22 protein-coding genes are annotated in these 24,798 nt (G+C 51.6%); 11 read left to right on the forward strand and 11 right to left on the reverse strand.

Features of this window, described 5'->3' with window-relative positions; all coding sequences use genetic code 11:
* Positions 1-86: 86 nt before the first annotated feature.
* On the forward strand, positions 87-626 hold the full coding sequence (locus KCR01S_RS21310; protein ID WP_061285001.1) for a DUF2058 domain-containing protein: 540 nt from the start codon (positions 87-89) through the stop codon (positions 624-626).
* Positions 627-677: 51 nt separating this feature from the next.
* On the opposite strand, the gene KCR01S_RS21315 is transcribed toward KCR01S_RS21310, so the two are convergent.
* From KCR01S_RS21315 to KCR01S_RS21330, 4 genes are all read right to left on the reverse strand, one after another.
* Positions 678-1,310: an ECs1377 family protein gene (locus tag KCR01S_RS21315; RefSeq protein WP_061284979.1), complete on the reverse strand. Its 633-nt coding sequence runs from the start codon at positions 1,308-1,310 to the stop codon at positions 678-680.
* Positions 1,311-1,511: 201 nt separating this feature from the next.
* Positions 1,512-1,844 carry a hypothetical protein gene (locus tag KCR01S_RS21320; protein WP_156478799.1) on the reverse strand — a complete coding sequence of 111 codons (333 nt, stop codon included), beginning with the start codon at positions 1,842-1,844 and terminating at the stop codon, positions 1,512-1,514.
* A 78-nt stretch (positions 1,845-1,922) separates the two neighbouring features.
* Positions 1,923-4,550 (reverse strand): autotransporter outer membrane beta-barrel domain-containing protein, encoded by a 2,628-nt coding sequence (locus KCR01S_RS21325; RefSeq protein WP_061284981.1) that lies wholly within the window; start codon positions 4,548-4,550, stop codon positions 1,923-1,925.
* 210 nt (positions 4,551-4,760) lie between these two features.
* Positions 4,761-5,390 (reverse strand): helix-turn-helix transcriptional regulator, encoded by a 630-nt coding sequence (locus tag KCR01S_RS21330; protein ID WP_156478800.1) that lies wholly within the window; start codon positions 5,388-5,390, stop codon positions 4,761-4,763.
* Between the two features lie 494 nt (positions 5,391-5,884).
* Between KCR01S_RS21330 and KCR01S_RS21335 the strand changes: the two genes are divergently transcribed.
* Positions 5,885-6,361 carry a WbuC family cupin fold metalloprotein gene (locus KCR01S_RS21335; protein ID WP_061284983.1) on the forward strand — a complete coding sequence of 159 codons (477 nt, stop codon included), beginning with the start codon at positions 5,885-5,887 and terminating at the stop codon, positions 6,359-6,361.
* Positions 6,362-6,407: 46 nt separating this feature from the next.
* Here KCR01S_RS21335 and KCR01S_RS21340 read toward each other — a convergent pair whose 3' ends face one another.
* Complete coding sequence (locus KCR01S_RS21340) at positions 6,408-7,283, reverse strand: extended-spectrum class A beta-lactamase KLUC-1 (RefSeq protein ID WP_061284984.1); 876 nt, start codon at positions 7,281-7,283, stop codon at positions 6,408-6,410.
* A 377-nt stretch (positions 7,284-7,660) separates the two neighbouring features.
* Here KCR01S_RS21340 and ypdK point away from each other — a divergent pair, with 377 nt between their 5' ends.
* Positions 7,661-7,732 carry a membrane protein YpdK gene (gene ypdK, locus KCR01S_RS25235; RefSeq protein ID WP_112204148.1) on the forward strand — a complete coding sequence of 24 codons (72 nt, stop codon included), beginning with the start codon at positions 7,661-7,663 and terminating at the stop codon, positions 7,730-7,732.
* A 64-nt stretch (positions 7,733-7,796) separates the two neighbouring features.
* On the opposite strand, the gene alaC is transcribed toward ypdK, so the two are convergent.
* A complete protein-coding gene (gene alaC, locus KCR01S_RS21345) occupies positions 7,797-9,023 on the reverse strand; it encodes an alanine transaminase (RefSeq protein WP_061284985.1) in 1,227 nt (408 codons plus the stop codon).
* 390 nt (positions 9,024-9,413) lie between these two features.
* Here alaC and KCR01S_RS21350 point away from each other — a divergent pair, with 390 nt between their 5' ends.
* Both KCR01S_RS21350 and KCR01S_RS21355 read left to right on the forward strand, forming a co-directional pair.
* Entirely contained in the window at positions 9,414-11,114 is a 1,701-nt protein-coding gene (locus KCR01S_RS21350; RefSeq protein WP_061284986.1) for a sensor histidine kinase, read from the forward strand.
* A gap of 12 nt (positions 11,115-11,126) precedes the next feature.
* Entirely contained in the window at positions 11,127-11,864 is a 738-nt protein-coding gene (locus tag KCR01S_RS21355; protein ID WP_061284987.1) for a LytR/AlgR family response regulator transcription factor, read from the forward strand.
* 40 nt (positions 11,865-11,904) lie between these two features.
* Here KCR01S_RS21355 and glk read toward each other — a convergent pair whose 3' ends face one another.
* Complete coding sequence (glk, locus tag KCR01S_RS21360; RefSeq protein WP_061284988.1) at positions 11,905-12,870, reverse strand: glucokinase; 966 nt, start codon at positions 12,868-12,870, stop codon at positions 11,905-11,907.
* Between the two features lie 243 nt (positions 12,871-13,113).
* On the opposite strand from glk, the gene KCR01S_RS21365 reads away from it, so the two are divergent.
* Positions 13,114-14,352 (forward strand): ion channel protein, encoded by a 1,239-nt coding sequence (locus tag KCR01S_RS21365; protein ID WP_061284989.1) that lies wholly within the window; start codon positions 13,114-13,116, stop codon positions 14,350-14,352.
* Here the strand turns inward: KCR01S_RS21365 and KCR01S_RS21370 are convergent.
* Positions 14,349-16,010 carry an alpha-keto acid decarboxylase family protein gene (locus tag KCR01S_RS21370; RefSeq protein ID WP_061285002.1) on the reverse strand — a complete coding sequence of 554 codons (1,662 nt, stop codon included), beginning with the start codon at positions 16,008-16,010 and terminating at the stop codon, positions 14,349-14,351. The two genes, KCR01S_RS21365 and KCR01S_RS21370, sit on opposite strands and share 4 nt — an antisense overlap.
* 174 nt (positions 16,011-16,184) lie before the next feature.
* Between KCR01S_RS21370 and mgrA the strand changes: the two genes are divergently transcribed.
* The 5 genes from mgrA (at position 16,185) to KCR01S_RS21395 (ending at position 21,895) form a co-directional block, all read left to right on the forward strand.
* On the forward strand, positions 16,185-17,183 hold the full coding sequence (gene mgrA, locus KCR01S_RS21375; RefSeq protein WP_061284990.1) for an L-glyceraldehyde 3-phosphate reductase: 999 nt from the start codon (positions 16,185-16,187) through the stop codon (positions 17,181-17,183).
* A 125-nt stretch (positions 17,184-17,308) separates the two neighbouring features.
* Positions 17,309-17,635: a DUF2502 domain-containing protein gene (locus tag KCR01S_RS21380; protein WP_061284991.1), complete on the forward strand. Its 327-nt coding sequence runs from the start codon at positions 17,309-17,311 to the stop codon at positions 17,633-17,635.
* A gap of 127 nt (positions 17,636-17,762) precedes the next feature.
* On the forward strand, positions 17,763-19,322 hold the full coding sequence (locus KCR01S_RS21385; protein ID WP_061284992.1) for a PTS transporter subunit EIIC: 1,560 nt from the start codon (positions 17,763-17,765) through the stop codon (positions 19,320-19,322).
* A gap of 16 nt (positions 19,323-19,338) precedes the next feature.
* A complete protein-coding gene (locus KCR01S_RS21390; protein ID WP_061284993.1) occupies positions 19,339-20,691 on the forward strand; it encodes a class-II fumarase/aspartase family protein in 1,353 nt (450 codons plus the stop codon).
* Complete coding sequence (locus KCR01S_RS21395; protein ID WP_061284994.1) at positions 20,684-21,895, forward strand: N-acetylglucosamine-6-phosphate deacetylase; 1,212 nt, start codon at positions 20,684-20,686, stop codon at positions 21,893-21,895. Before KCR01S_RS21390 ends, KCR01S_RS21395 begins: the two co-directional genes overlap by 8 nt.
* On the opposite strand, the gene KCR01S_RS21400 is transcribed toward KCR01S_RS21395, so the two are convergent.
* The 3 genes from KCR01S_RS21400 to KCR01S_RS25900 all read right to left on the reverse strand — a co-directional run bounded on the left by KCR01S_RS21400 (position 21,888) and on the right by KCR01S_RS25900 (position 24,798).
* Positions 21,888-23,435, reverse strand: coding sequence for a BglG family transcription antiterminator (locus KCR01S_RS21400; RefSeq protein ID WP_061284995.1), 1,548 nt, complete (start codon positions 23,433-23,435; stop codon positions 21,888-21,890). The genes KCR01S_RS21395 and KCR01S_RS21400 overlap by 8 nt on opposite strands.
* Before the next feature lie 90 nt (positions 23,436-23,525).
* Positions 23,526-24,761: an Nramp family divalent metal transporter gene (locus KCR01S_RS21405; protein ID WP_061284996.1), complete on the reverse strand. Its 1,236-nt coding sequence runs from the start codon at positions 24,759-24,761 to the stop codon at positions 23,526-23,528.
* Positions 24,742-24,798, reverse strand: a complete 57-nt coding sequence (locus KCR01S_RS25900) for a hypothetical protein (RefSeq protein WP_420883590.1) — start codon at positions 24,796-24,798, stop codon at positions 24,742-24,744. Before KCR01S_RS25900 ends, KCR01S_RS21405 begins: the two co-directional genes overlap by 20 nt.

Raw genomic sequence — 24,798 nt, forward strand, 5'->3', positions numbered from 1 at the left:
GTTATACGCCAGCCCCGCAATCTGGTGCAGCCTCGGCAGATAAGGTTATAATCCTCGATATTCTTTTATTGGATTTAGACACGAACATGACAAAACTAACATTACAAGAGCAGATGCTTAAGGCTGGCCTCGTCTCCAGTAAAAAAATGGCGAAGGTACAAAAAACCGCCAAAAAATCGCGTGTTCAGGCCCGCGAGGCCAGAGAGGCGGTAGAAGAAAATAAGAAGGCGCAGATCGAGCGCGATAAATTGTTAAGCGAGCAGCAAAAACAAGCGGCCTTATCAAAAGAGTATAAAGCGCAGATAAAGCAGCTGATCGAGATGAACAAAGTCGTTATTTCAAAAGGCGATATTGGGTTTAACTTCACCGATAATAATGTCATCAAAAAAATCTACGTGGATAAAACCGTTCAGGCGCAATTGATTAGCGGCCGTCTGACCATCGCGCGTTTAACTGCCGAACCTCTCGCTGACAGCGAATATGCCATTATCCCAACGGTTGTCGCCGATAAAATTATCCAGCGGGACGCCAGCTACATTGTGCTAAGCAATGAGATCAGCAAGGAAACGCTGGACGAAGAGGATCCGTATGCGGCTTTCGTCGTACCCGACGATTTGATGTGGTGATTCTTTTATTCTGATATCCCCTCCACGATGGCCCGAGCAGTACGCTGCTGTTTAGCGGGCCTCAGCTCGATACACCGGAATCAGTCGGGTGGTATTGGTCAGATTATCAAACACCACCGTTTCCGCCGTGGCGATGATCATTCCCGATTTCCTCAACCGCTGAACATCGGCGGCCATGCGCTGGATCCCAAACCAGAATAATCCATCCAGCGCGGTGACATGCAGGCCGCTTTCCAGCGCCAGCTTCAGACGTTCGCGCGGAGCCTTAACCTCTTTAGCAATTTTTTGAAATGGGGCGGCACTCAATCCCTGGGGATCTCTGCGCTGAATTCGGGTGGCAAGACTGTATTGAAAAGCGTCGGGAATCGCGCTCAAGTCTGACTTCAGACTGTAAACGCAGCCAAAACGTTTACCGTTGAAAATAACATTTTTTTGGTTAAGACGAAGCTCATCACGCATCCCCGCAATAAGCTGCGGCGCGCGGGTCAGCATCAGGCGAAAAGGCAGCTCAAAGCTAGTGACATAATCGACATTGAGTAAGGCTATTCGCAGGCGCTCTTCCGCCCCGGCCTGGGACTGACGGCACTCGTCCAACACTTCACGCCACTGTCTGGCCAGACGCTCCGGCTGCGTGGCTTCCGTAAAACTGTACTTCTCAATCTGATAGTCAATTTTTTCCGCCACCCTGTGCGTCCTTTTATCATTATTTAGCGACCGCTGTTCACTTTACCAGCACGCAGGAATAACAGAAAGTCAGCAGATATCACAAATCGATGTCTTCATGCCGCCCAATGCGCCTCTTGTGGCGGGAGTCACGACATAAAAAAGCCCCGCCTGTTTCTGCGGGGCAAATCGAACCTGGGGTCATCGCTATATCATCAACATTCAGCGCAGGCCTAATACCTCGCGATTGCGTTGCGCGATGTAGTCTTCAATGGTCGCCAGGCCATTTATTCGCCCAAACGCCGCCAACAGTAATAACATGGCGGAGCGCTGCATGATGATTTTATCAGCCGGATCCGTCAGCGTTTGAGCGACACGCCAGGAACCCATCGCCTGAACGCACAGCATCTTTACCGAATCAGGATAATAATTTGCTTCGACCTCCGTTAGTAATGCCTGAAAGACGGCGTGACGCCGGTTTTCATCTCCACCATCAAAAATCACGTTCATGATGGCATCCGTCATGGCTCGCAACTCATCGGCATAAGGTTTCATCGCGTCCTCGCTCGCCAGCACACTGAGATCATCGTTAACACCTGCGGCCGCGTCTCCACCGCCGCAGGTGCCAGCCCATCAGAAAGCGTATTTAATGCCTAACATGCCCTGCGTATCGCTGTAGCCTTTATCCCCCACCTGCTGAGCAACGTTGCCCCAAAGATGCAGATTTTTCCCCAGTTGACCTTCAACCCCCGCTTTCAGCTCGCCAATATTGCGCGTGCCGGCCTGGTAATTAGAGATCCCGTTCATCGTCACGCCGGAGGACTGCGTGTTGTAGATCCAGTTGGCTTCAACAAAGGGCTGGAACTCGCGTTCTTTCCCATCATCAATGGCGCTATGTCCTTTAATGAAGGCTTTGACCCCTAGCCGCGTTTGCAGATTACCGTCATTCTGACTCTTCACCCGCGTGCCGTTGGCTTCGGTGAGTGAATCGGCCTGCACGTCCATCCAGGTCAGCTGCGCTTTGGGTTGGATCCAGTAAGCTGAACGCCCATCGTCACGCTGTGCCATCAGGAAGCTATATCCCCCTTCAACGGAAGCAGTAATCCCGTCAGAGTCATATTTTTCCGTCGCCAGTTTGTCGCCGTAGACTTTGTTATTAAACCAGTTGTAGAGAACCCAGCTATCCAGATAGGTACCCGTTTTCTCTGCATCGTTAGCGTACCAGGTGCCGTAAACCCCGGCGCTATAGCCGGTAACCTGCCCGCGAGAGTGGTAGCGCGTCACATCAGAGCGGGTATTACTCTGGCTATTGCCATAGCCGGCCATCAGCCCCAGATGCCAGCGATCCAGGCCGTTGGTGCTCCATTGCGCGATATCACCGCCAAGCTGCAGGACATAACGGTTACTTTGGGTACTTAACTGCCCGCTGGAATCTTTAAAGCGCGTATGACCCCCAACGTGACGCATCCACATGCTGGTGACCTTCTGTTCACCGGTCAGCAGATCGGTATACTGCGTATCGCCTAAACGATCGTGCAAACGGGTGTTAAACATCGTATTGGCGGCCGCTTGGTTCGCGAGATAAGAGCCGCTTTCCGGACGAATTGTCGGCTGCTCCGGCACCGGGTCCACCGTCGTCGATGCCGCATTCATCAGATACCAGTTACTGGTTTGCGCCCCTTCCCCTCGACGCAGGTCATATTCATAGCTCCCGGCAACGATCCTTCCGGCTTTCACGAAATTACCGTCAGAGGTGCCGTCAACGTGAATAACTTCAATCCCATTAACCGTTTTATCGCCGCTTCCTCCCACATTATTGACGGCGACATTGGTTGTTCCGGAGGTATTCCCCTGAACTATCAGCTTATCGGTTAACGAATTATCGTTGCCAAGTACGGTATTAAGCATTAGCGTGCCGCCATTACCGTCGTAGTTACCGTTTACGGTCAGTGTTTTCGGCGTCAATGGAGAACCATTTTCAGGGCTTTGGTACGATAACGTAGCGTTATTTAGCGTCAGGTTGGTGAGCGTTGAATCCTTGGTCATCGTCCACAGGCTACTTCTGCCATCAATGTTCAGATTTACAGTGGATGCAGCATCAACGCTGGAAGATCCGACAAAGTGGGACGTATTGGACATATTTAATGCAATCGTGCCACCATTAATAGCATTAATATTTCCTTCAATATCAAATACACCGGCGCTATCAGACAAAGCCGTTTTGTCAATATCAAGCCTATCCGTTCGCAGGTGACTGTCTGATATTTCAGGAACAGCAAGGTACTGACTGGCAATAATGGATCCTATGCCGTTAGCCTGGATAACATCAGCACTATTCGCGGCTCTTAGTTTTGCACCACCGGCCAGATACACGCTTCCAGGACGAACGTTATCGGTATAGGTACCCTGCTGTTCAGTTGCAGCGTAAATCGCCAGAGCACTATCACCGGTCGTAGAAATATCGGCGCCGTCACCGAGCTGGATGAGTCCCCCTTTGTTCGCATAAACAGCATGGCCCGTTTTACTGGCCGTTGATATTTCTGAATTAGCGCCGATAAATACGTAGGAATTACCGAGGGTATTATTATTTTTCCCCGAGATAATATCCATGCCTCCAAGCCCATTGGTGTCTTTGTTCCGGTTTCCGGCGTAGACAGCATAACCTTTACTATCAGAAGCATTGGACGCGCTCCCTGTACCGGTGACCCGAATCACGCTACTTCCCGCCAACACAATTATACTGTTCGCTCCAGCATTCTGGAAATTGTTGGCCCGAACGCCTACGCCATCCTTAACGGAGATATTCGTAGATTCGCTTACATAAACCAGCGAGTCATAATTATTGTTAAAATCAGACGCGACGTTTATTCCGTCTGCCGAGGAACCCGTTGCTTCAATCGTTAAATTTTTGGCTTTAAAGTATACCGCTTCGCTATTGCCCCTAATTGCATCAGCTGCTGAACCAGTGGTCTTAATCGTAATATCATTTAATACAGGACTATTCATCCCATTGGTATGAAGATAAACACCAAAACCCGCCAGAGTTGATGTTCCTCCACTTGCCGAAGTCGTGACATTTACCTGATCGTAACTGCTTAATGGGACACCATTGTAATAGTAAAGAACATTATTATAGTCCAGCGTCCCGTCAGCATAAGCAGGTGGAACAGAAGTTCCCACGACAATCAGCGCGACAACAATGCTGAGTGTTGTTCTTTTAAAAACTGCGCTGCTATCTATACATTCATTTTTACCTTTCATTTTCCACCTCATCCTTAAAGATCATAACGAAAATCTTAACTATTCAGGAAACAAAAATTAGATGTAACTTAGAGTCAATTAATAAAGCATCGGACACTGAAACCCCTCTAATCCATTGCCATACAGTTAAAAGACATCTGAATATGATTTAAGGGTGTGCAATGCCATGTGGCATCCTAATAATGTTATAAATTGAAATTTTATAGATAATTAAATGGCATGTGAAAATCGAAACAGCGTATTAATATCAGCGCCCATTTTCTTTTCCGCCCGGCGTTTCGCGGAATATATTCTCCGGATATTTACGGATAACGAGTCTGCCAGTTGCTCACAGTTCTCTCCGGCAATCAGCGCGCGCAAGACATCGAACTCCAGCGTAGACAGCGCCTCCCCCTTAAAGAAGGCATCGCGTTGATAAATAGCTCGCTTGCTGAGCTTATCTCTGGATATCGCCACTTTATCGTTGGGATAAATGACCAGAAAGATCGCTTTATCATGTTTAAACCAATAGTTTGCCAATGGTCTAAGGTACTTATCACAAACGATAACGATTTTAAGTTTTGTTTCCGTTAAATAGTCTATCCAGCGTTTTTCCATAAAGTGTCGAAGATAGCTTATTGAGAAATCTACAAATATACAGCCAAGATAAAGATTGTTATAAGTTTGTTTAAGAATACCTTCCATCACGCCCAATGAAAAATAATCCCCACTGCCCGGCCAGGTACAAAAGCAGTAATCATGACAAAATGATACGCGTAATGAAGCGTTTGGTTTTATTTCACAGTTTGAAGGGCAGCTCATACAGTTGATTCTTCCGCAATCAATATTTCGTGACATCATTGTCCCCTCCCTTTTGCAATTTAATAATTTCATTCGGGTATAATATTGTCAATCTCAATTTATAAAGGAAAAGTACGCGCAACGTGAATAAAACAATATTCTTAGATATCAATTCACGAACACTTTTTAATCACGAGGAAAGACAAGGAAAAAGAGGGGAAGTAATTCTTCCGGCGTAATAATCCAGGAATACTGCAAATGTAAATCAGATAATTACAATAAAAACATCAGCTAATAGATTAATTACAAAAGTGATAATAAATGTCAGGATGATCACTCACAGAAAGTTCTTGTTGCGCAAAAAGGCGTGTTACCGTTTTTTCCCGTCGAAAAAAAAGCGCTTGATATAATTGTATGATTATTAATGCACGGAATGCAAAAAGCATCGTGGAAAATGAACCGATTTGATTCTTCACTTGCTGTTCAGGTTCTGGCAACCTGACGCCGGGCGTTAATCCTGCAAGTAAGATTCATTAAGTGAGAAGGCCAATCCGATGAAACAAATAACCATGAGTGATATGCAGCAGCAGAGCACAGCGGCTTCCCAGTCGCCACGGCTCCGCGCGCACCGTAATTTCCATCCAGAATTAAGCGATGCGGTTCAACGCCTGGCCATCGCCATGGAACCTGGCACCTATGTCCGCCCACATCGTCATCCGCACACGTTCGAGCTATTACTGCCGCTAAGCGGGCGTTTTGTGGTACTGAATTTTGACGATCGAGGAACGGTCATCGATCGAGCGGTGCTAGGAGAGACCTGCACCGTGCTGGAGATGGCCGCCGGAACCTGGCATGCCGTGCTGTCGCTGGATAGCGGTGGCGTTATTTTTGAGGTGAAGCACGGTGGCTATCAGCCTGTGGCAGCCGATGACTACGCAAGCTGGGCACCGGAAGAAGGCGCTACGGGGACTGCCGAGCTGATGGCGTGGTACGCACAGGCTAAGATCGGAGACGGCGGCTTTACTCTTTAAGCCACGATAGTGAAAACGGAATGGGCTTCCCCATTCCGTAGTAGCACTATAATCCCTCAGTGACGATTTTCGCCGCCGAGGCTAATACATCACGACGGCTTTCCGCCTCAGGCTGAGGCTGCGTGAAGTAGGTAACCAAAACCAATGGTGCACGATCTTTCGGCCAAATCACCGCAATGTCGTTGGTGGTGCCGTAATCACCGCTGCCGGTTTTATCACCCACCACCCACGAAGCCGGTAGTCCAGCCTGAATACTGGCCGTTCCAGTCGTATTCCCTTTCATCCAGGTCACCAACTGCGCCCTTTGAGCGTCACCAAGCGCTTTTCCCAGCGTCAGGTTGCGCAGCGTTTGTGCCATAGCCCGTGGTGATGTGGTATCGCGTGGATCGCCGGGAATTGCAGTGTTCAGCGTCGGTTCCGTGCGATCGAGACGAAACGTCTCATCCCCAATCTTACGGGCAAACGCGGTAACCCCCTGCGGGCCACCCAGTTGAGCGATAAGCTTATTCATCGCCACGTTATCGCTGTACTGCAAGGCCGCGGCGCTGAGCTCAGACAACGACATCGACCCACCGACATGTTTTTCCGCAATCGGGTTATAGTTAGTCAGGTCACCCTTTTTGATCTCAATGCGCTGATTTAAAAGATCGTGCTGACTTTCACTTTGCTTTAGCACCGCGGCAGCGGCCATCACTTTGCTGGTACTACACATCGCGAAACGCTCATCGCCACGATAGAGAATTTGCGAACCATCCGCAGTATCTATCAACGCGACCCCAAGCCGTCCCCCTGAACGCTGCTCTAAAGCCGCAAGTTTCTGCTCTACGCTTAGCGTTTGTGCCTGTAGCGATACGCTGCCTGCCAGCAGCGGAAAAACCGTCGCGGCCAACAGCGCAAACTGGCGTAATGATTTTTTAACCATGAAATCCCTTATTCTGGAAGAGGCGAAATGAGAACCGTATGAATAATAAATCTTTTGCCTAAAGCTCGCCACAGGCCCCCTTTTTCCAGACAATTCAGCGTAGAAATTGGCGTCGCCAGAATGAAATTTATTACCGGATGAAATTAATGTGTCGCCGAATCACGACACTCGTAAGTAACTAAAAATTAATAAAAAAATCCCTCTTGTTTCACCCCATATTTAGGCGTACATTAGCGCCATCTGGAGCACGAAAGCACAGAATTCTGAGGTGATGCCACCCGTAAAAATAGAGACGTTTGGTTTTCTATCGGTTGATATCAGCTCGCAGTACTACCGTTCATAAGTGCGTAGAAACAAGATACGCGGAGAGATGAGACGTGAAATATTTCTTTATGGGCTTTTCCTTTATGGTCATCGTTTTTGCCGGTACTTTTGCCCTGATGATCTAGTAAATAAAATGCATAAAAAAACAGGAGCCATTTGGCTCCTGTTTGCATTTACGCGACACAGAAATCAATCCGCTGATTTATGCTCAGACGGCAACAGCCCATCGGCACGGAACATCGCTTTAATACCGCGGATGGCTTGACGGATACGGTCACGGTTTTCAATCAGCGCAAAGCGCACATGGGTATCGCCATACTCACCGAAGCCAATGCCTGGCGAAACGCAGACTTTCGCATCCTGTAGCAGCTTTTTCGCAAACTCCAGCGATCCCATCGCCGCATATTTGTCGGGAATTTTTGCCCACACGTACATCGACGCCTTCGGCAGTTCGACCATCCAGCCCGCTTCATGCAGCCCCTTAACCAGGACATCACGGCGGCGTTTGTACTGTTCCGCAATATCGCGTACGCACTGCTGGTCGCCTTCCAGCGCGGCAATTGCCGCTACCTGCAGCGGCGTAAAGGTGCCATAGTCGTGATAGCTTTTGATCCGCGCCAGCGCATTCACTAGCGTTTTATTACCGACCATAAAACCAATACGCCAGCCGGCCATATTGTAGCTTTTCGACAGGGTGAAAAACTCAACCGCGACGTCACGCGCGCCCGGCACCTGCATAATCGACGGCGCTTTCCAGCCATCGTAAACAATATCGGCATAAGCCAGATCGTGAACGACCAAGACATCGTAGCGCTTCGCCAATGCGACTACTTTTTCAAAAAACTCCAGCTCAACGCACTGCGCCGTTGGGTTGGAGGGGAAACCAAGAATCATCATCTTCGGTTTCGGATAGCTTTCGCGAATTGCACGTTCGAGTTCGTTAAAGAAATCAACCCCCTGCACCAGCGGTACAGAACGAACCTGCGCGCCAGCAATCACCGCACCGTAGATGTGAATGGGATAGCTTGGATTGGGCACCAGCACCGTATCACCATGGTCGAGCGTCGCCAGCATCAAATGCGCGAGCCCTTCTTTCGAACCAATTGTGACAATGGCTTCGCTTTCCGGGTCAATCTCTACGTCGTAGCGATCTTGATACCAACGCGAAATCGCCCGGCGAAGACGCGGGATGCCGCGTGACGTCGAGTAGCCGTGAGTATCCGGTCGCTGCGCCACGGTGCAGAGTTTTTCAACGATATGCGGCGGCGTAGCGCCGTCGGGGTTCCCCATGCTGAAATCAATGATGTCTTCGCCGCGCCGACGCGCAGCCATCTTTAATTCAGCGGTGATGTTAAAAACATACGGGGGTAAGCGATCGATACGCGTAAAACGACGTTCAGGACTGGATTCAGCCATAAGTTCCTCAGGATAACGTGAGCGCCCGAACCGTTCGAGCGACGCTGCCACCGATGTGGCATGATCAGAAAGTAACCTGAATAAATCGGCGCTGTCGAGAGGCAATCAAAAAAAGGGTGAGATGGCTAAAAAGAGGAAGCCTTACCAGGACAAATCACGTCCTAAGCGCAATAAATAGGCAAAAATAAAACATCTTAGTAACAGTTTGTTATCCATGACTTTTCATTAGCGGCGGTTATCCTTGCCCTCGATCGGGCATTTCATTCTGTTGAATGCCTTTACCTAATAATCCCCTTTTAAAATTATGGTTTTTCCCTATTCAGCGTACCGCTGGTCATCTGCCGCCGGGTTACTTATCATAAGATTTTCCTGAAGACCGTCGGTGCCTCCATGCACGAAATATTCAATATGCTGCTCGCCGTTTACGACCGAGCCGCATTAATGCTGATTTGCCTCTTTTTCCTGATCCGAATTCGCCTGTTCCGTGAACTGTTGCATAAATCAGCCCATACCCCCAAAGAGCTGCTGGCGGTCACCGTCATCTTCTCGATGTTCGCGATTTTCAGCACCTGGTCGGGCGTGCCGGTTGAAGGCTCGCTGGTAAACGTGCGCATTATCGCGGTGATGTCCGGCGGGATTTTATTCGGTCCCTGGGTCGGCGGTATCGTGGGGATTATCGCGGGGATCCACCGCTATTTGATTGATGCAGGCGGCGTCACGGCGGTGCCGTGTTTTATTACCAGTATTATTGCCGGGATCCTATCCGGCCTTATCAACCGAAAAGTGCCAAAAGAGCTGCACTGGAAAATCGGTATTCTCGGTGGAATGCTGTGCGAAACGCTGACCATGATTTTGGTGATCGTCTGGGCCCCCACGATTTCATTAGGGGTGGATATCGTCTCCAAAATCGGTATTCCAATGATTGCCGGCAGCGTCTGTATCGGCTTTATTGTACTGCTTGTGCAGAGCGTTGAAGGTGAAAAAGAGGCCAGCGCCGCTCGCCAGGCCAAGCTGGCGCTGGATATTGCCAACAAAACGCTGCCGCTTTTCCGCCAGATCAACAGCGATACGCTGCGGCAAATTTGCGACATCATCCGCCAGGACATTCATGCCGACGCGGTGGCCATCACCAATACTGAGCGCGTTCTGGCCTACGTGGGAGTCGGTGAAGACAACTACCACAACAACGATGATGCCATTAGCCCAACCACCAGGCAGGCGATCGACAATGGCGAAATCATTATAAAAAACAATGATGAAGCCTACCGAACGCCAGAAATTCACTCGATGCTGGTCATCCCACTGTCAGAAACCGGGGTCGTCACCGGCACGCTGAAAATCTATTACTGCCATGCTCACCAAATCACCTCGTCGCTGCAGGAGATGGCTATTGGTCTGTCGCAGATTATCTCGACCCAATTAGAAGTGTCTCGCGCCGAACAACTGCGGGAAATGGCAAATAAGGCAGAGCTGCGCGCCCTGCAAAGTAAAATCAATCCTCATTTCTTGTTTAACGCACTGAATGCTATCTCATCATCAATTCGCATGAATCCGGACACCGCGCGGCAGCTTATTTTTAATCTGTCCCGTTATCTGCGCTATAACATTGAATTAAAAGACGATGAGCAGATTGATATCCGCAAAGAGCTGTACCAGATTAAGGATTACATCGCCATTGAACAGGCGCGCTTTGGCGATAAGCTGACGGTCATCTACGATATCGACGAAGAGGTGAACTGCTTTATTCCGAGCCTGCTGATCCAGCCGCTGGTCGAAAACGCCATCGTCCACGGTATTCAGCGTAGCAAAGGCAAAGGTGTGGTTACTATCAGCATTACCGAATCCGGCAACCGCGTGCGGATCAGCGTGCGGGATACGGGGCCTGGCATCGATCCGCAAGTGATCGCTCGCGTTGAGGCCAATGAGATGCCGGGCAACAAAATCGGCCTCCTCAACGTGCACCACCGGGTCAAATTGCTGTATGGCGAAGGACTGCACATTCGTCGCCTGGAGCCCGGTACCGAAATCGCCTTTTACATCCCCAATCAGCGCACGCCGGTCCCCGTCACCGCCGCGACGTTACTGCCTTAACCTGGAGTACACATGAAAGTCATCATTGTCGAAGATGAATTCCTGGCACAACAGGAGTTAACCTGGCTGATTCAACAGCACAGCCAGATGGAGATTGTCGGGACTTTCGACGACGGTCTGGACGTGCTGAAGTTTTTGCAGCACAACAAAGTGGATGCCATCTTTCTCGACATTAACATTCCCTCTTTAGACGGTGTGCTGCTGGCGCAGAATATCAGCCAGTTCGCTCACAAACCCTTCATCGTATTCATTACGGCCTGGAAAGAGCATGCCGTTGAAGCCTTCGAACTGGAGGCATTTGACTACATTCTGAAGCCGTATCAGGAAACACGTATTGTCTCCATGCTGCAAAAACTGGAGTCCAGTTGGCAACAGCAGCAGTCAGGTACCAGCAACAGCCCGGCAGGCGTTGCCCGTGAAAATGACACCATTAACCTGATTAAGGACGAACGGATCATCGTGACGCCAATAAACGACATTTATTACGCCGAAGCGCATGAAAAGATGACGTTTGTTTATACGCGACGAGAATCTTACGTGATGCCGATGAACATCACCGAATTTTGTAGCAAGCTGCCCACCAGCCACTTTTTCCGCTGCCACCGCTCATATTGCGTGAATCTGAATAAAATCCGCGAGATTGAACCGTGGTTTAATAACACCTACATTCTGCGTCTGCGCGACCTCGAGTTTCAGGTGCCGGTGAGCCGCAGTAAAGTGAAAGAGTTTCGCCAGATAATGCATTTGTAGAAGGGTTGCTGGCGACGAACGTCGCCAGCGAAGACCGTGCTTACAGTACCTGCCCCAGCGTCTGACGCAGGTGAGCACCAGAACCCAGCAGGCCCGGATTGTCGTGCACAATCAGATACACCGGGATCGGATGTACGTAGTCCTTAAAGCGGCCCTTATCTTCGAAACCACCGCGGAAACCGGATGCTTTAAAGAATTCCAGGAAGCGCGGCACAATGCCGCCGGCAATATAGACGCCGCCAAACGTACCCAACGTTAAGGCCAAATCACCACCAAAACGCCCCATAATGACGCAGAACAGCGACAGCGCGCGGCGGCAATCCGTACAGGTATCGGCAAGCGCACGCTCGGTAATGTCTTTCGGCTTATAGTTTTCCGGCAGGCGGTTATCGGCTTTCACGATGGCACGGTACAAATTCACTAGCCCCGGGCCTGACAGCACGCGTTCCGCCGACACGTGGCCAATTTCCTCGCGCAGCACTTCGAGAATAATGCCTTCTTCTTCACTGTTTGGCGCAAAGTCAACGTGCCCACCTTCACCCGGTAGACTCACCCAGCGTTTATCGACGTGCACCAGATGCGCCACGCCAAGGCCAGTACCCGCACCGTAAACGGCAATCGGTTTGCCTTCTACCGGCTCGCTGCCGCCAAATTGAATCAGATGCTCTTTTTTCAGCATCGGAATTGCCATGGATACCGCGGTGAAATCGTTGATAATTTCCAGATGGGCGAAACCAAGGTTCTTTTTCATTTCCGCAATCGAGAACGCCCAGGTATGGTTGGTCATTGCCACCCAGTCACCGGTAATCGGACAGGCGATAGCAATACAGCCATCTTCTACCGAGACGTTATGCTCATCGAGGTAAACGCGAACGACCGCTTCCAGGCTCGGATAATCGAGGCCAGAATAGGTTTTCGCCTGGGAGATCTCCCCGCTGGCAACATCGCACAATGCCAGACGCGCATTGGTGCCCCCCACATCCCCTACTAAAGCAAACTTTGTCATTCCGTTACGGCTCCGCTAAAGTCAGAATAAATCTTTGTCACACTGTAAATTCAAGGCGCTTTAACAACAATGACGTTTGCGTGAGCGCCCCAGGATTATCGATCTTCGTCACATTTTTGCGCATTTTTTAGCAGGCGCGAAGCGAGAAAAATGGTCGGGTCGTATCGTTTCAGCACCATTTGCGCCGAACAATAATGCAGATAATTGCACAGTAGCCCAGGCATTCAGCAAAAGGATATAAACATGCTTCACCCGCGAGCCAGAACCATGTTGTTGCTCTCTATTCCAGCCGTGCTGATCGGTGTCGCCTCCAGCCTGCTGCTGATTGTGGTGCTGAAGATTGCCGCCGTTTTGCAACACTTACTCTGGCGCAGCCTTCCTGATGCTGTCGGCGTGGATTTTACCTCCCCAGTTTGGATAATCCTGATGTTGACCCTGACCGGTATTATCGTGGGTCTGGTGATTCACTACAGCCCAGGTCATGCGGGCCCCGACCCAGCAAGCGAACCGCTAATTGGCGAGGCTGTCCCCCCTTCACACCTTCCAGGGCTAGTGCTCGCGCTCATTCTTGGCCTGGCGGGCGGCGTAAGCCTGGGGCCGGAACATCCTATTATGTCGGTCAATATCGCATTGGCCGTCACGCTGGGCGCACGGTTTTTCCCGCGCGTCAACTCGCTCGACTGGACGATTCTGGCGGCCGCCGGCACCATTGGTGCGCTGTTTGGCACGCCGGTTGCTGCCGCACTGATATTTTCCCAGACGCTCAGTGGCAATAACGACGCGCCGCTTTGGGATCGTCTCTTCGCACCGCTTCTGGCCGCGGCAGCCGGTTCGCTCACCACCGGATTGTTCTTCCACCCGCAGTTTTCGTTACCTATTGAGCATTACCAGGAAATGCGCATCGGCGATATCTTCAGCGGGGCGATTGTTACCGTCTTCGCTATCGCCGTTGGCATGGTCGCAGTATGGTGCCTGCCGCACCTGCACGCGCTGATGCATCGTCTAAAAAGTCCGGTCATCATTCTGGGTATCGGCGGCTTTATACTTGGCGTGATTGGTACTGTCGGTGGGCCTATTACCTTATTTAAAGGCGTGGATGAGATGCATCTGTTGGCTAGCGGAACGGGCTTTGGATCTGGCGACTATTTGTTATTTGCGCTCAGTAAGCTGGCCGCGCTAGTAGTAGCCGTTGCCTGCGGTTTTCGCGGCGGACGTATTTTCCCTGCGGTTTTTGTTGCCGTTGCGCTGGGCCTGATGCTGCATGCGCACGTCGAGGCGGTTCCTGCGGCGATTACCGTCTCTTGCGCCATTTTGGGGCTGGTATTGGTCGTGAGCCGCGATGCCTGGTTGAGCCTGTTTATGGCGGCCGTCGTGGTGCCGGATACTACATTGCTGCCGCTGCTGTGCATCGTGATGCTCCCCGCCTGGCTGCTGTTGGCGGGGAAACCCACGATGATGGTGCCGCGAAAACATCGCGATTAGTGTTCGCTATTACGCGCCTCCAGCGCCTGAGTGACGGCTTTTAGCAGCGGTGGGATGTCCATTTTCGGCAACATGACTTCCAGCAGCGTGAGTTTATCCCCTCGCTCAGCGCGCGCCAACGCATCGTTTAACTGCGATGCGTTACTCACTTTCCAGCATTCGGCCTGACAGTCGAGGTTTAGCGCTTGCGGCACCTGCGTCCAGTTCCAGAGGCTGATGTCGTTATAGCGCTGTTCCGGCCCGTGGATTGCACGTTCAACCGTATACCCTTCATTATTCAGCAGCAAAATCAGCGGCCGCTGTCCGTCACGCAGCATAGAGCTCAATTCCTGAATCGTGAGCTGCGCTGCGCCGTCGCCAATCACCAGCACCACGCGCCTATCCGCCTGCGACGTCTGTGCGCCAAAAGCGGCCGGCAGCGTGAAGCCAATTGAGCCCCAGAGCGGCTGAACAATCAGGCTGGCCCCCTCGGGTAACGTTAACGCGGCGATCCCAAACGCGGCCGTCCCCTGATCCGCCAGCACGATGTCGTTTGGGCGAAGATGCTTTTCCAGCGCCTGCCAGAAGTGTCGCTGGGTAAGGTGTCCACTATCAACCGTAACCGGCGCGCTAAGCTGACGACGGTAAGTCTGCCACTGAGCGGAAAACTCTTTGCTCACCGCGATAAGCGCCTGAATGGCCTCCGACATCGCAATACCGCTGAACCAACGCTCACCCACGCGGGCTGCAAACGGCTGAATCTCAATCGAATTTTTTGGCGTAATGCGATGGGTAAAGCCCGCGGTGATCGTGTCGGTAAAGCAGGTGCCGATACAGATAATCACCTCGGCGTCTTCAATCGCTTCACGGGTTTGCGGATGGCTTGCACCGCCGCTGTAGGTCCCGGCAAATGCCGGATGCCGTTCATTAAACAGCCCCTTACCCATCAGCAGCGTCGCATGGGGAATCGGGACCTCCTGCATCCACTGGTTCAGCACGGATTGTTGTCCGAAGCGCAGCGCCAGCACATCGGCCAGCACCGAAATGCGATGACAGGGTTGCAGCAGTTTGCGCGCCATCTGGATAAAGCTCTCCAACTGCGGATTCTCCGCGTCAGTGGCTTGCGCAGTGAGAGCGCTTACAGGCCGGGCCACAGGCAGCGCGGCAACATCAGCCGGTAGCAGCAGATATCCCGGGCGTTTATGGCGCATGATTTCACTTAACACCCGGTCAATTTCCGCGCAGGCGTTGCGCGCATCCAGCACGCCCTGCGCCACCGAAATAGGCGCGCTCATCTGGCGAAAGTGGTCAAAATTCCCATCGCCTAAAGTATGGTGTAAACACTCACGTCGCTGCTGTGCACCGGTACAGGGGGCACCAACGATGTGTAGCACCGGCACACGCTCCGCAAAGCTACCGGCTACCCCGTTTAAGGCGCTGAGTTCTCCCACGCCGTAGGTGGTCAGCAGTGCACCAAACCCCTGCACCCGCGCATAGCCATCCGCGGCATAGGCTGCATTCAGTTCATTAGCGCAGCCCACCCAGCGCACGGTGCGATGAGCAATCACATGATCGAGAAACTGGAGATTATAATCCCCCGGCACGCCAAACAGATGGTCAGCGCCACAATCAGCAAGGCGGTCAACGAGATAATCAGCAACGGTATATGGCGCGTTCATCATGTGCACTTCCCCCAGTGGTTCGTTTCTTTGAGTATTGAAGAAGTGTTATCGCTGTCCAGATTTGGCAAAAAAGTCTGCTGGAAAGCAAAATTTACAGATTTCAGGAGTGTACGAGACGATGGACATTCGTTAGTGTAAACGTATACACACCCGAATATTCTGGAGGACACCATGGTTTACCAGGCAAGCCCAGTGCGTTATGAAAACATGACGTTTCAACGCTGCGGCAACAGCGGTCTCAAGCTCCCTGCCGTTTCGCTAGGGCTTTGGCATAACTTCGGCGACGAAACCCTCGTCGAAAACAGCCGTAAGCTGCTGCGTCACGCATTCGATCTCGGTATTACCCATTTTGATCTGGCGAATAACTACGGTCCCCCTCCAGGATCGGCTGAAAGTAACTTTGGCCGTATTCTGCGGGAAGATTTTCTCCCGTATCGCGATGAACTGATTATCTCCAGTAAAGCCGGCTACACCATGTGGGATGGGCCTTACGGTGATTGGGGTTCACGTAAGTATCTGATTTCCAGTCTCGATCAAAGCCTGAAACGGATGGGGATCGACTACGTGGATATTTTTTACCACCACCGTCCGGACCCGGAAACGCCGCTCCTGGAAACCATGCGAGCGCTGGATCATCTCGTACGCCAGGGCAAAGCCCTGTACGTTGGGCTTTCCAACTATCCCGCAGAGCTGGCGCAGCAGGCCATTAGCATTCTTAACGATCTCGGCACCCCTTGCCTCATCCACCAGCCGAAGTACTCCATGCTGGAGCGCGGGGCGGAAAAGGGTCTGCTGGATGTGCTACAGCAAGAAGGCGTGGGCTGCATTGCCTTTTCACCGCTGGCAGGCGGCCAACTGACGGATCGCTACCTCCACGGTATTCCGGCTGATTCGCGCGCTGCCAGCAACAGTATCTTCCTAAAACCAGAACAACTGACCGACGAGAAAATCAACGCCGTTCGTCAGCTCAATACGCTGGCTGAAAATCGCGGGCAGAAGCTGTCGCAAATGGCGCTGGCATGGGTGCTACGCCAGCATGCGGTAACCTCCGTGCTGATTGGTGCCAGTAAAGTGGCGCAGCTTGATGATGCCGTGGGGATGCTGGCAAACCGTCATTTTAGCCCCCAGGAGTGCGCGGAAATTGAGGGTATTCTGGACGGTATAAAATAACAGCGACTTTAACAAAAAATGCTCTCTCCTGGTGGTTTAAGAGTTAACCCAATAAACCCGGCTTTTACCGAATTGTAATATTGCGTTAACAGGTCTTACTGACCACGATCGCATAGGAGAGAAGTATGTTCAGGTCACTGATTCTGGCGGCAGTATTGATGACATCGGTCCCGATGTTTGCTAATGCTGGCGAAATCACCCTGCTGCCATCCGTAAAACTACAAATTGGCGATCGCGATAATTACGGCAATTACTGGGACGGCGGCCGTTGGCGCGATCGGGACTACTGGCATAAAAACTGGTACCACCGTGACAACGGCTGGCATCGCGGCTGGAATAAACACAATGCCTACGAGCGCGGCTATCGCGATGGCTGGGGCGATCGTAACGACCACCGAGGCCCCGGTCGCGGGCATGGCCGCGGTCATGGACACGGCCACGGACATCACTAAAAAAAGAGCCTACGGGCTCTTTTTTAATGGTCAAATCCTGCGCTTCTTATTTACCAGTATTTGCCCTTGAGCAAAAAAATCCTGCCAGTATCTTATCGCTAAGATATTTCACGTCAGGATTTACATTATGAATAACAATTTTAAAAATGAAATTCAGATATTCGGCCGTTCACTTTTATTACCGATTGCGGTTTTAGCCCCCGTCGGGATGGTCATGGGTATTAGCTCGGCGTTAGGCCAGAGCTATATGATCGATAAATTGCCATTCTTAGGCAACGATATCTTTAAGGCCGTATTATCCTCTCTTGGGTTAATTAGCAGCGTTGTTTTTAATAATATTCCTTTATTATTTGCCATGGGCGTTGCCTACGGCATGTCAAAAAAAGAAAAAGGTATCGCTGTCTTTGCTTCAGTGGTTGCCTATCTCACCCTATTAATTTCGATGCACGTCCACCTGAAGCTTGCCGGGACCTTGGCCAAGGGCGATCTTTCATTAGTCGGCCAGGGCATGGTCCTTGGGGTGCAAACCCTAAAAATTGAAGCATTAGGCGGGATTATTGCCGGTCTGCTGGCCGCCAAAATCACCGACCGCTTTTACCGTTTACAGCTGCCTCTAGCCTTTGCTTTCTTTAGCGGCAAAAAGTCAGTGGCAATACTGGCGATTGCTTTTGCGATTCCCGTCGGGTTGATTATTCCTTTTATCTGGGATCTTTTTACTGCCGGAATGCGGGCGATTTCAACCATTATGATGGCGCCGGATATTGGTGCCGGGATTTACATGACCCTTAATCGTCTGCTGATCCCTTTCGGTCTTCACCATGTGCTGAGCTCAACGGTGCGCTTCACCGCCGCCGGAGGGACTTATCTGATCGACGGGCAAACGTATGTAGGGATTTTACCCGCGATGAACAAAATCCTCTTCGATCTTGGCCCTTCACACCCGGCATGGAAAGAGTTTATGCCAACATTAACCAGCTATCTTGCTTCATCGCAAATGCTGACCACGTTGTTCCGCGTCCCCGCCATCGGGCTCGCCATGTATCATATGGCTTATTTCAAAAATAAGAAATTTGCCAAAGGAATGATCCTGACCGTCGTGCTTACAGCCATGTTAGGTAATATCACCGAGCCATTGGAATTTTCCTTCCTGTTTATTGCACCAAAACTTTTCATCATCTACGCGGTGCTCTGCGGCTTACTGACTATCCCACTGCAAATGTTGGAAGTCTCTATCGGTTATATTCGCGGCACTATTTTCGACTTCGGTATTTTCGGTCTGATGTACGAAAATACGCACTGGGTGAATTTGATTCTGCTCGGCGTAGTTAACTTCGTGGTGTTCTATTTTGTATTCCGTTTCGCAATTGGCAAATTTGATATCAAAACGCCTGGGCGTGAAAGCGAAATGGCCGACAGCACCTTACTCAATAATAAAGAGTACGACAAAGTGGCCGAGATGGTTATTCAGGGATTGGGTGGCAAAGATAACATCAAGCGAGTCGAAAACTGCGTTTCCCGTTTGCGCATCGACCTACAGGATCAGAAGAAAATTAACATGGATATCCTTAAAGAGTCCGGCTCACTGGGCACCTTTATCCCCTCAAACAACCATGTCCATGTGGTCTTCGGCCCGCACGTAGAATTTGTCCGCAACGCGGTGGACGACCGTCTTGTGGGTGCCAGATAAGCTAAAGGAGAGAGCAATGCGCGCATTATATGATTCAAAGAGCAAAACCATTCACGATCGCGGCATGAAGGCGCTGCTCAGTCAGCAGGCGCGAGTCCAGTCATGGCTGGACGTTGAGGCCGCGCTGGCACTGGCTCAGGCTGAACAGGGGATGATCCCGGAGGACGCGGCGCAGAATATTGCGGCCAACTGTCAGGTGGAAAAGATCGATCTTGACGAAATGGAACGCCTGCTGCGGGAAATAGGCCACGGTTTTGTGCCGGTGATCAAAGTGCTGGTCAAGGCCTGCGACGCGGAAAGCGGAAAATACGTGCACTATGGCGTAACCACCCAGAATATTCAGCAAACCGCTCAGTTGTATCTGGCGAAGCAATTTAACGTATTGCTGCATGGCTTTGTTAGCGACACGCTGCGCAACCTGGCAACAATGGCACAGGAGCATCAGTCCACGTTAATGGCCGGGCGAACCCACGGTAAACACGCGCTTCCGATCACCTGGGGCTATAAAGTTGCCGTGTGGATTGACGAATTGTTAAGCGCGCAGCAGCGCATGCAGGAAGCAGAAAAACGCGTTTTTACCGTGATGATGGGCGGTGCCGTGGGTGCCTTCCACGCCACGGGGGAAACCGGCCGCAGGGTACAAGACAGCGTAGCACAGCAGCTCGGTATGCATTCGATGGCCATTCCATCACGCAACTCTCGCGTTTACCGAATGGAATACATCAACAATTTATGTCTGCTGGCGACCACCTTTCATAAAATTGCCGAAGAGGTTTATCAAACGTCCGGCGAAGAATTTGGTGAGGTGTCGGAAGCCTTTACCAAGGGAACCGTCGGCAGCAGCACCATGCCGCAGAAGGTGAACCCTAAGCTGGCAAAAGGCATTATTGCTAACGCGCAGAAACTCTATTCCGTGCTGACGTCGTGCCTGTACGTGAGTCCACGCCCGTTCGAAGCGGACAGTTCGGCCTACTTTATCTTTGATGCCAATATTCAGGAGAGTATGGAGTGCATCGCGGAAATCGTGATGCGCGCGGAAGAACTGACCCGTACGCTGGTCATTAACCGCGAGCGGATGTTGCACAACGTCCAGCTCACGCATGGACTTATCAATAGCGAAAAAATAATGATGCATCTGGTGGCAAAGCTTGGCAAAGATGCCGCGCACGAACGCGTTTATCAGTTGGCCATGCGAAGTACCCATGAGGGCATTCCTTATGCTGAAGTCCTGCGCCATGACCCGGTTATCCGCCAGAATTTCAGCGATAGCGAAATTGATGCCCTTCTCGATCCCGCCCATTACATCGGTCTGTGCGCCGAAATGGCGCAGGAAACCGCCAACCGCGTGATGGGGAACAATCATGGCTGATGCCTGCCTCTCTCTGGCCTGTGAACGTATTATTACCCCCAATGGGATCCGCGCCGGCTATCTGCACGTCGACGATGACAAAATTGTGGCACTGGATGATACGCCCCGCGGACGCGTTATGGATTACCGAGATGCCACGCTGATGCCGGGCTTTGTTGATATCCACGTCCACGGATGGGGCCGTGGCTCTTTTGCCTGGAAAGGGGCAACACAGTCGCTCGCGGCGATGAGTCAGGATCTGGTGAATGCTGGCGTGACCTCGTGGCTGGCAACGTCCGCCACCCAATCGGAAGAATTTTTGCTGGAAAGCCTGGCCACTGCCGCTCAATGGATAGACAACGCCAGACCTGAGGATGGTGCGCAGGCGGTGGGGATTCATATGGAGGGTCCCTACATTAATCCCAAATTTATCGGCATGCAGCGCCTGGACTGCGTCCAGCAGCCTAGCATTGCGGGATTCGAACGCTACCAACGCGCGGCAGGAGGACATGTCCGCTTAATGACGCTCGCGCCCGAACTGCCCGGTGCCCTGGCGCTGATTCGGCATCTTCATCAATCCGGCGTGACTATTTCAGCGGGGCATACCGACGCCACTTTCGATGAAATTAGCCAAGCCATCGATGCCGGGCTCAATCATTTTACTCACGCCTTCAGCGCCATGCGCGGCCTGCATCACCGGGAGCCTGGGGTGGTTGGCGCGCTGATGTATTACGAAGAAACTTTCGCCGAGGTCGCTAAACAAAGTGGTATCACCTTGCGGCCGGAGGTTTTTGATATTCTCTATCGCTTAAAGAAAGACCGACGTCTGGTGATGATGAGCGACTGCCTGGGCTACGTTGATTTCCCCGAAGGGTTCGAATTTAAGCACTATCTGCGCCAGGAAACGTTCCGTATTCACCAGCAGATGCTGGAGATCACCGACTGCCACGGCTGTACCCGTACGGTGTCGCCTGATGATTGGCCTGCCGTGCAGAGCCTGGAGATGAGCTTTCTTGATTCAGTAAAGAATGTGGTGAAGAGATTGGAAAACGGCTGGGTTTCCGCCGCGCAAATCGCCTGCCTTAACCCAGCAATTCTGGCGGGTGTCGCGCAGCATAAAGGCAGTCTGGAGCCAGGAAAAGACGCCGATATTCTGGTGCTGGATGCAGAAGAAAATCTGCACGCCGTATGGTGTCGTGGCGTCAAGCAGACGCTGGCTAAATAAAGACATCACCGTAGTGCTGTTCGAGGAACGCTTTTAACGCCTTCGGGCTCATTCCCTGTACCTGTTGAACGAAAGATTCAGCAGGTATTTTTTTGCGCGTTGGGCTAAGGCCATGCTCACGCAGCAGTTGAAAATCATCCTGAGTCAGATAGAAATTGACCTTCACATAGCCCAGCTTTGCGTGGCGCAGGTGGCTGGAAATCTTATTTGTGAAAGTGATCAGCAGATCGAAATCCTGCTGGAGCAGTCGGTCAATTTCATTGATGTTCACGCAGCCCAGCACATCTATATGAAAACGAGACAGCAGAACCTCTTTGAAGTAGCCAACCTTGCTTTCCGACGAGTTGGTCACAATGATGACCCGTTTTTTTGCATCCCCCACCACCCTGTTCTTCAGCTCATGTTTCTTGATAATCAGCACCAGCGTGGCCAGATGGATCGCCGAAAACGACATCTGCCAGCGCAGCTCAATCTCGTTGAGCGCCTGCTGAACATGCCGCCAAAGCTGCGGATAGCGTCGCTGTACATCGTGCAGTTTTTTATCATCGAACCACAGGTGGAATTTGTTCTGAATAATCGCCGCGTAAATAAAGTTATAAATATCCGCATACCAGAGGTGGCGATTGTGGATCGTGGCATTCAGACCGCCAGAAAGCGCGTCGCTGACCCGCATTACGTGTGCCGCAAGCAGCGGATCATAGAGCGTAAAGGGCCGATGGATAAACGTCAGCGACGCAATCAGCATATCGAGGCACAGGTTTTCATCGTCATCGCTCAGAACCGCGTAGGGATAGGTGGTCAGGAAGTTACACATCCTGCTGTCGGTAATATCATGCCCACGTTTAATCCGATGTAGCGCCAGGCTCAGGTATACCAGCAGATATTTGCGACCGTTGTAGCCAAGCCGCGTGGCAGGGCTAATGACATGGTCGTAATACGCTGCCGCTTGCGTGATTTCCTGCGCACATTCCGTCAGGAACTGCTCCGCAATAGATCGATTAATCGGTTCATTGGCCTGATGGGCAATCAGCCGATTATCGGCGCCAATTTCAACGGTTTTCAGAATCGACATACACACCGCAAGGCGTAAACGGTACTCATCGCCCACCAATTGCGATCCTTTGCGCGGAATACTCAGCAGCGTAAGCCCGCTCTCCTGAACCCGACGCAGCATCACCGGGTTATCATTTTTGACCGTTCCCGCGCTGACAAAAAACTTTTTATAGTATTCGTTTTTATTCACCACATCGCGCAGACACAGCGCGACAAAAAGATCCTGCACGCGCTCCTCGGCGGTAGTGAGATAACGATTAAACTGTACTCGCTGGAGAAAATCGATGTAGTCGCTGTAGCCGATGCGGGTGGTAATGCATTGGTTATCCTGATGCAGTTGTACGTTAGCAGGTAGCAGTTCGTTTAGCTCTTTCATCGTGCGCTTCAGGGTTGAAAGCGTTTTACCAAACCGCTGCACCGCATGCTCAATGCCAAGAGGATTGTTATCCTGCAGGTATTTTAAGAAGGAGAGATCGAAATGATTCATGGCCGTTCGCTGATAGGTCAAACCCAACCTAGCGTAACGGAAAAGGCGAAGGAAAACCGTGACCTGCCACGAGTCACGGTCACCTGGTTATCAATTAAACAATGTTCCTATCAGTAGCCAGCCGTTTAGGGTTACCACGATGGCCACGATGGCCCAGCCAATTCGTTTAACCCATCGCGTATTCACCAGCTCGCCCATCAGTTTACTATCACTGGTAAAGATCAGCAGCGGCACCAGCGCCAAAGCAATACCAAAACTCAGCAGAACCTGGCTCATTACCAGTATGCGCGTCGGGTCTAAGCCCATCAGTATCACCACGAACGACGGCAGCATTGTCACCACCCGGCGGAACCAGAGCGGAATGTGGAAACGGATAAAGCCCTGCATCACCACCTGACCTGCCAGCGTACCGACGACCGTTGAAGACAAGCCTGCGGCAATCAAGCTGAGGCCAAAGATGGTCGCCGCCGCATGGCTAAGCAGCGGTTCCAGAGTGAGATACGCCTGATCCAAATCGGCAATCCCGGTATGCCCATGGGCGTGGAACGCCGCCGCTGCGGTCGCCATCATCGCCAGGTTGACAAAACCGGCAATGGTCATGGCAATGGCGACATCCCAGCGCGTGGCGTTATAGCGCTCTTTTGCCGTGCCACCGTGTAAATGTTGGGTCAGCGATGAATGCAGATAAATAACGTGCGGCATAATCGTTGCGCCCAGCACGCCCGCCGCGAGGAATACCGCTTCTGAGTTCGGTAGCGACGGTACAATCATACCTTTTGCCAACGGTGCCAGCGCGGGTTGAGAGAAAATCAGCTCGACAATATACGCCGCCGCCACAAACAGCAGCAGGCCGCCGATGACTTTCTCCAGCGGTTTTTGCCCACGGCGCTGCAACATTAGGATCAGGAAGGTGGCGATCCCCGTGAGAACAGCGCCTTGTAGCAAGGAAATACCGAGAATGAGCTTAAAGCCGATGGCTGCACCGATAAACTCCGCCAGATCGGTCGCCATGGCGATAATTTCCGCCTGCACCCAGTAAAACCAGACCAGCGGGCGCGGATAATGATCGCGAATCTGCTCCGCCAGATTTTTACCGGTTGCGATCCCAAGCTTGGCCGAGAGCACCTGAATCAACATTGCCATCAGGTTCGCCCACACCACTACCCATAAGAGCTGGTAGCCGAAGCTGGCCCCAGCCTGAATATTGGTCGCAAAGTTACCGGGGTCGATATAGCCGATTGCCGCAATAAATGCGGGCCCCATCAGCGCTAACCGCATACGGCGCGCTGCACGACTGGTGTTATTCTCAACGCGACTGTTGGTCATTCTCTGCCTCAAAAACATAGCCTTTGCTATGTTTCAT

Origin of the sequence: Kluyvera cryocrescens NBRC 102467 (genome assembly GCF_001571285.1) — a bacterium.
GTDB classification, from domain to species: domain Bacteria; phylum Pseudomonadota; class Gammaproteobacteria; order Enterobacterales; family Enterobacteriaceae; genus Kluyvera; species Kluyvera cryocrescens.

Bases quoted from the DNA above. Each gene is read 5' to 3' on its own strand.
- KCR01S_RS21385 (WP_061284992.1), top strand. From the start codon at position 17,763: ATGAATAACAATTTTAAAAATGAAATTCAGATATTCGGCCGTTCACTT.
- KCR01S_RS21335 (WP_061284983.1), top strand. From the start codon at position 5,885: ATGAAACAAATAACCATGAGTGATATGCAGCAGCAGAGCACAGCGGCT.
- KCR01S_RS21355 (WP_061284987.1), top strand. From the start codon at position 11,127: ATGAAAGTCATCATTGTCGAAGATGAATTCCTGGCACAACAGGAGTTA.
- KCR01S_RS21395 (WP_061284994.1), top strand. From the start codon at position 20,684: ATGGCTGATGCCTGCCTCTCTCTGGCCTGTGAACGTATTATTACCCCC.
- KCR01S_RS21350 (WP_061284986.1), top strand. From the start codon at position 9,414: ATGCACGAAATATTCAATATGCTGCTCGCCGTTTACGACCGAGCCGCA.
- KCR01S_RS21400 (WP_061284995.1), bottom strand. From the start codon at position 23,435: ATGAATCATTTCGATCTCTCCTTCTTAAAATACCTGCAGGATAACAAT.
- KCR01S_RS21325 (WP_061284981.1), bottom strand. From the start codon at position 4,550: ATGAAAGGTAAAAATGAATGTATAGATAGCAGCGCAGTTTTTAAAAGA.
- KCR01S_RS21340 (WP_061284984.1), bottom strand. From the start codon at position 7,283: ATGGTTAAAAAATCATTACGCCAGTTTGCGCTGTTGGCCGCGACGGTT.
- KCR01S_RS21320 (WP_156478799.1), bottom strand. From the start codon at position 1,844: ATGAAACCTTATGCCGATGAGTTGCGAGCCATGACGGATGCCATCATG.
- KCR01S_RS21390 (WP_061284993.1), top strand. From the start codon at position 19,339: ATGCGCGCATTATATGATTCAAAGAGCAAAACCATTCACGATCGCGGC.
- KCR01S_RS21370 (WP_061285002.1), bottom strand. From the start codon at position 16,010: ATGAACGCGCCATATACCGTTGCTGATTATCTCGTTGACCGCCTTGCT.
- KCR01S_RS21330 (WP_156478800.1), bottom strand. From the start codon at position 5,390: ATGATGTCACGAAATATTGATTGCGGAAGAATCAACTGTATGAGCTGC.
- KCR01S_RS21405 (WP_061284996.1), bottom strand. From the start codon at position 24,761: ATGACCAACAGTCGCGTTGAGAATAACACCAGTCGTGCAGCGCGCCGT.
- alaC (WP_061284985.1), bottom strand. From the start codon at position 9,023: ATGGCTGAATCCAGTCCTGAACGTCGTTTTACGCGTATCGATCGCTTA.
- KCR01S_RS21310 (WP_061285001.1), top strand. From the start codon at position 87: ATGACAAAACTAACATTACAAGAGCAGATGCTTAAGGCTGGCCTCGTC.
- KCR01S_RS21365 (WP_061284989.1), top strand. From the start codon at position 13,114: ATGCTTCACCCGCGAGCCAGAACCATGTTGTTGCTCTCTATTCCAGCC.
- mgrA (WP_061284990.1), top strand. From the start codon at position 16,185: ATGGTTTACCAGGCAAGCCCAGTGCGTTATGAAAACATGACGTTTCAA.
- glk (WP_061284988.1), bottom strand. From the start codon at position 12,870: ATGACAAAGTTTGCTTTAGTAGGGGATGTGGGGGGCACCAATGCGCGT.
- KCR01S_RS21380 (WP_061284991.1), top strand. From the start codon at position 17,309: ATGTTCAGGTCACTGATTCTGGCGGCAGTATTGATGACATCGGTCCCG.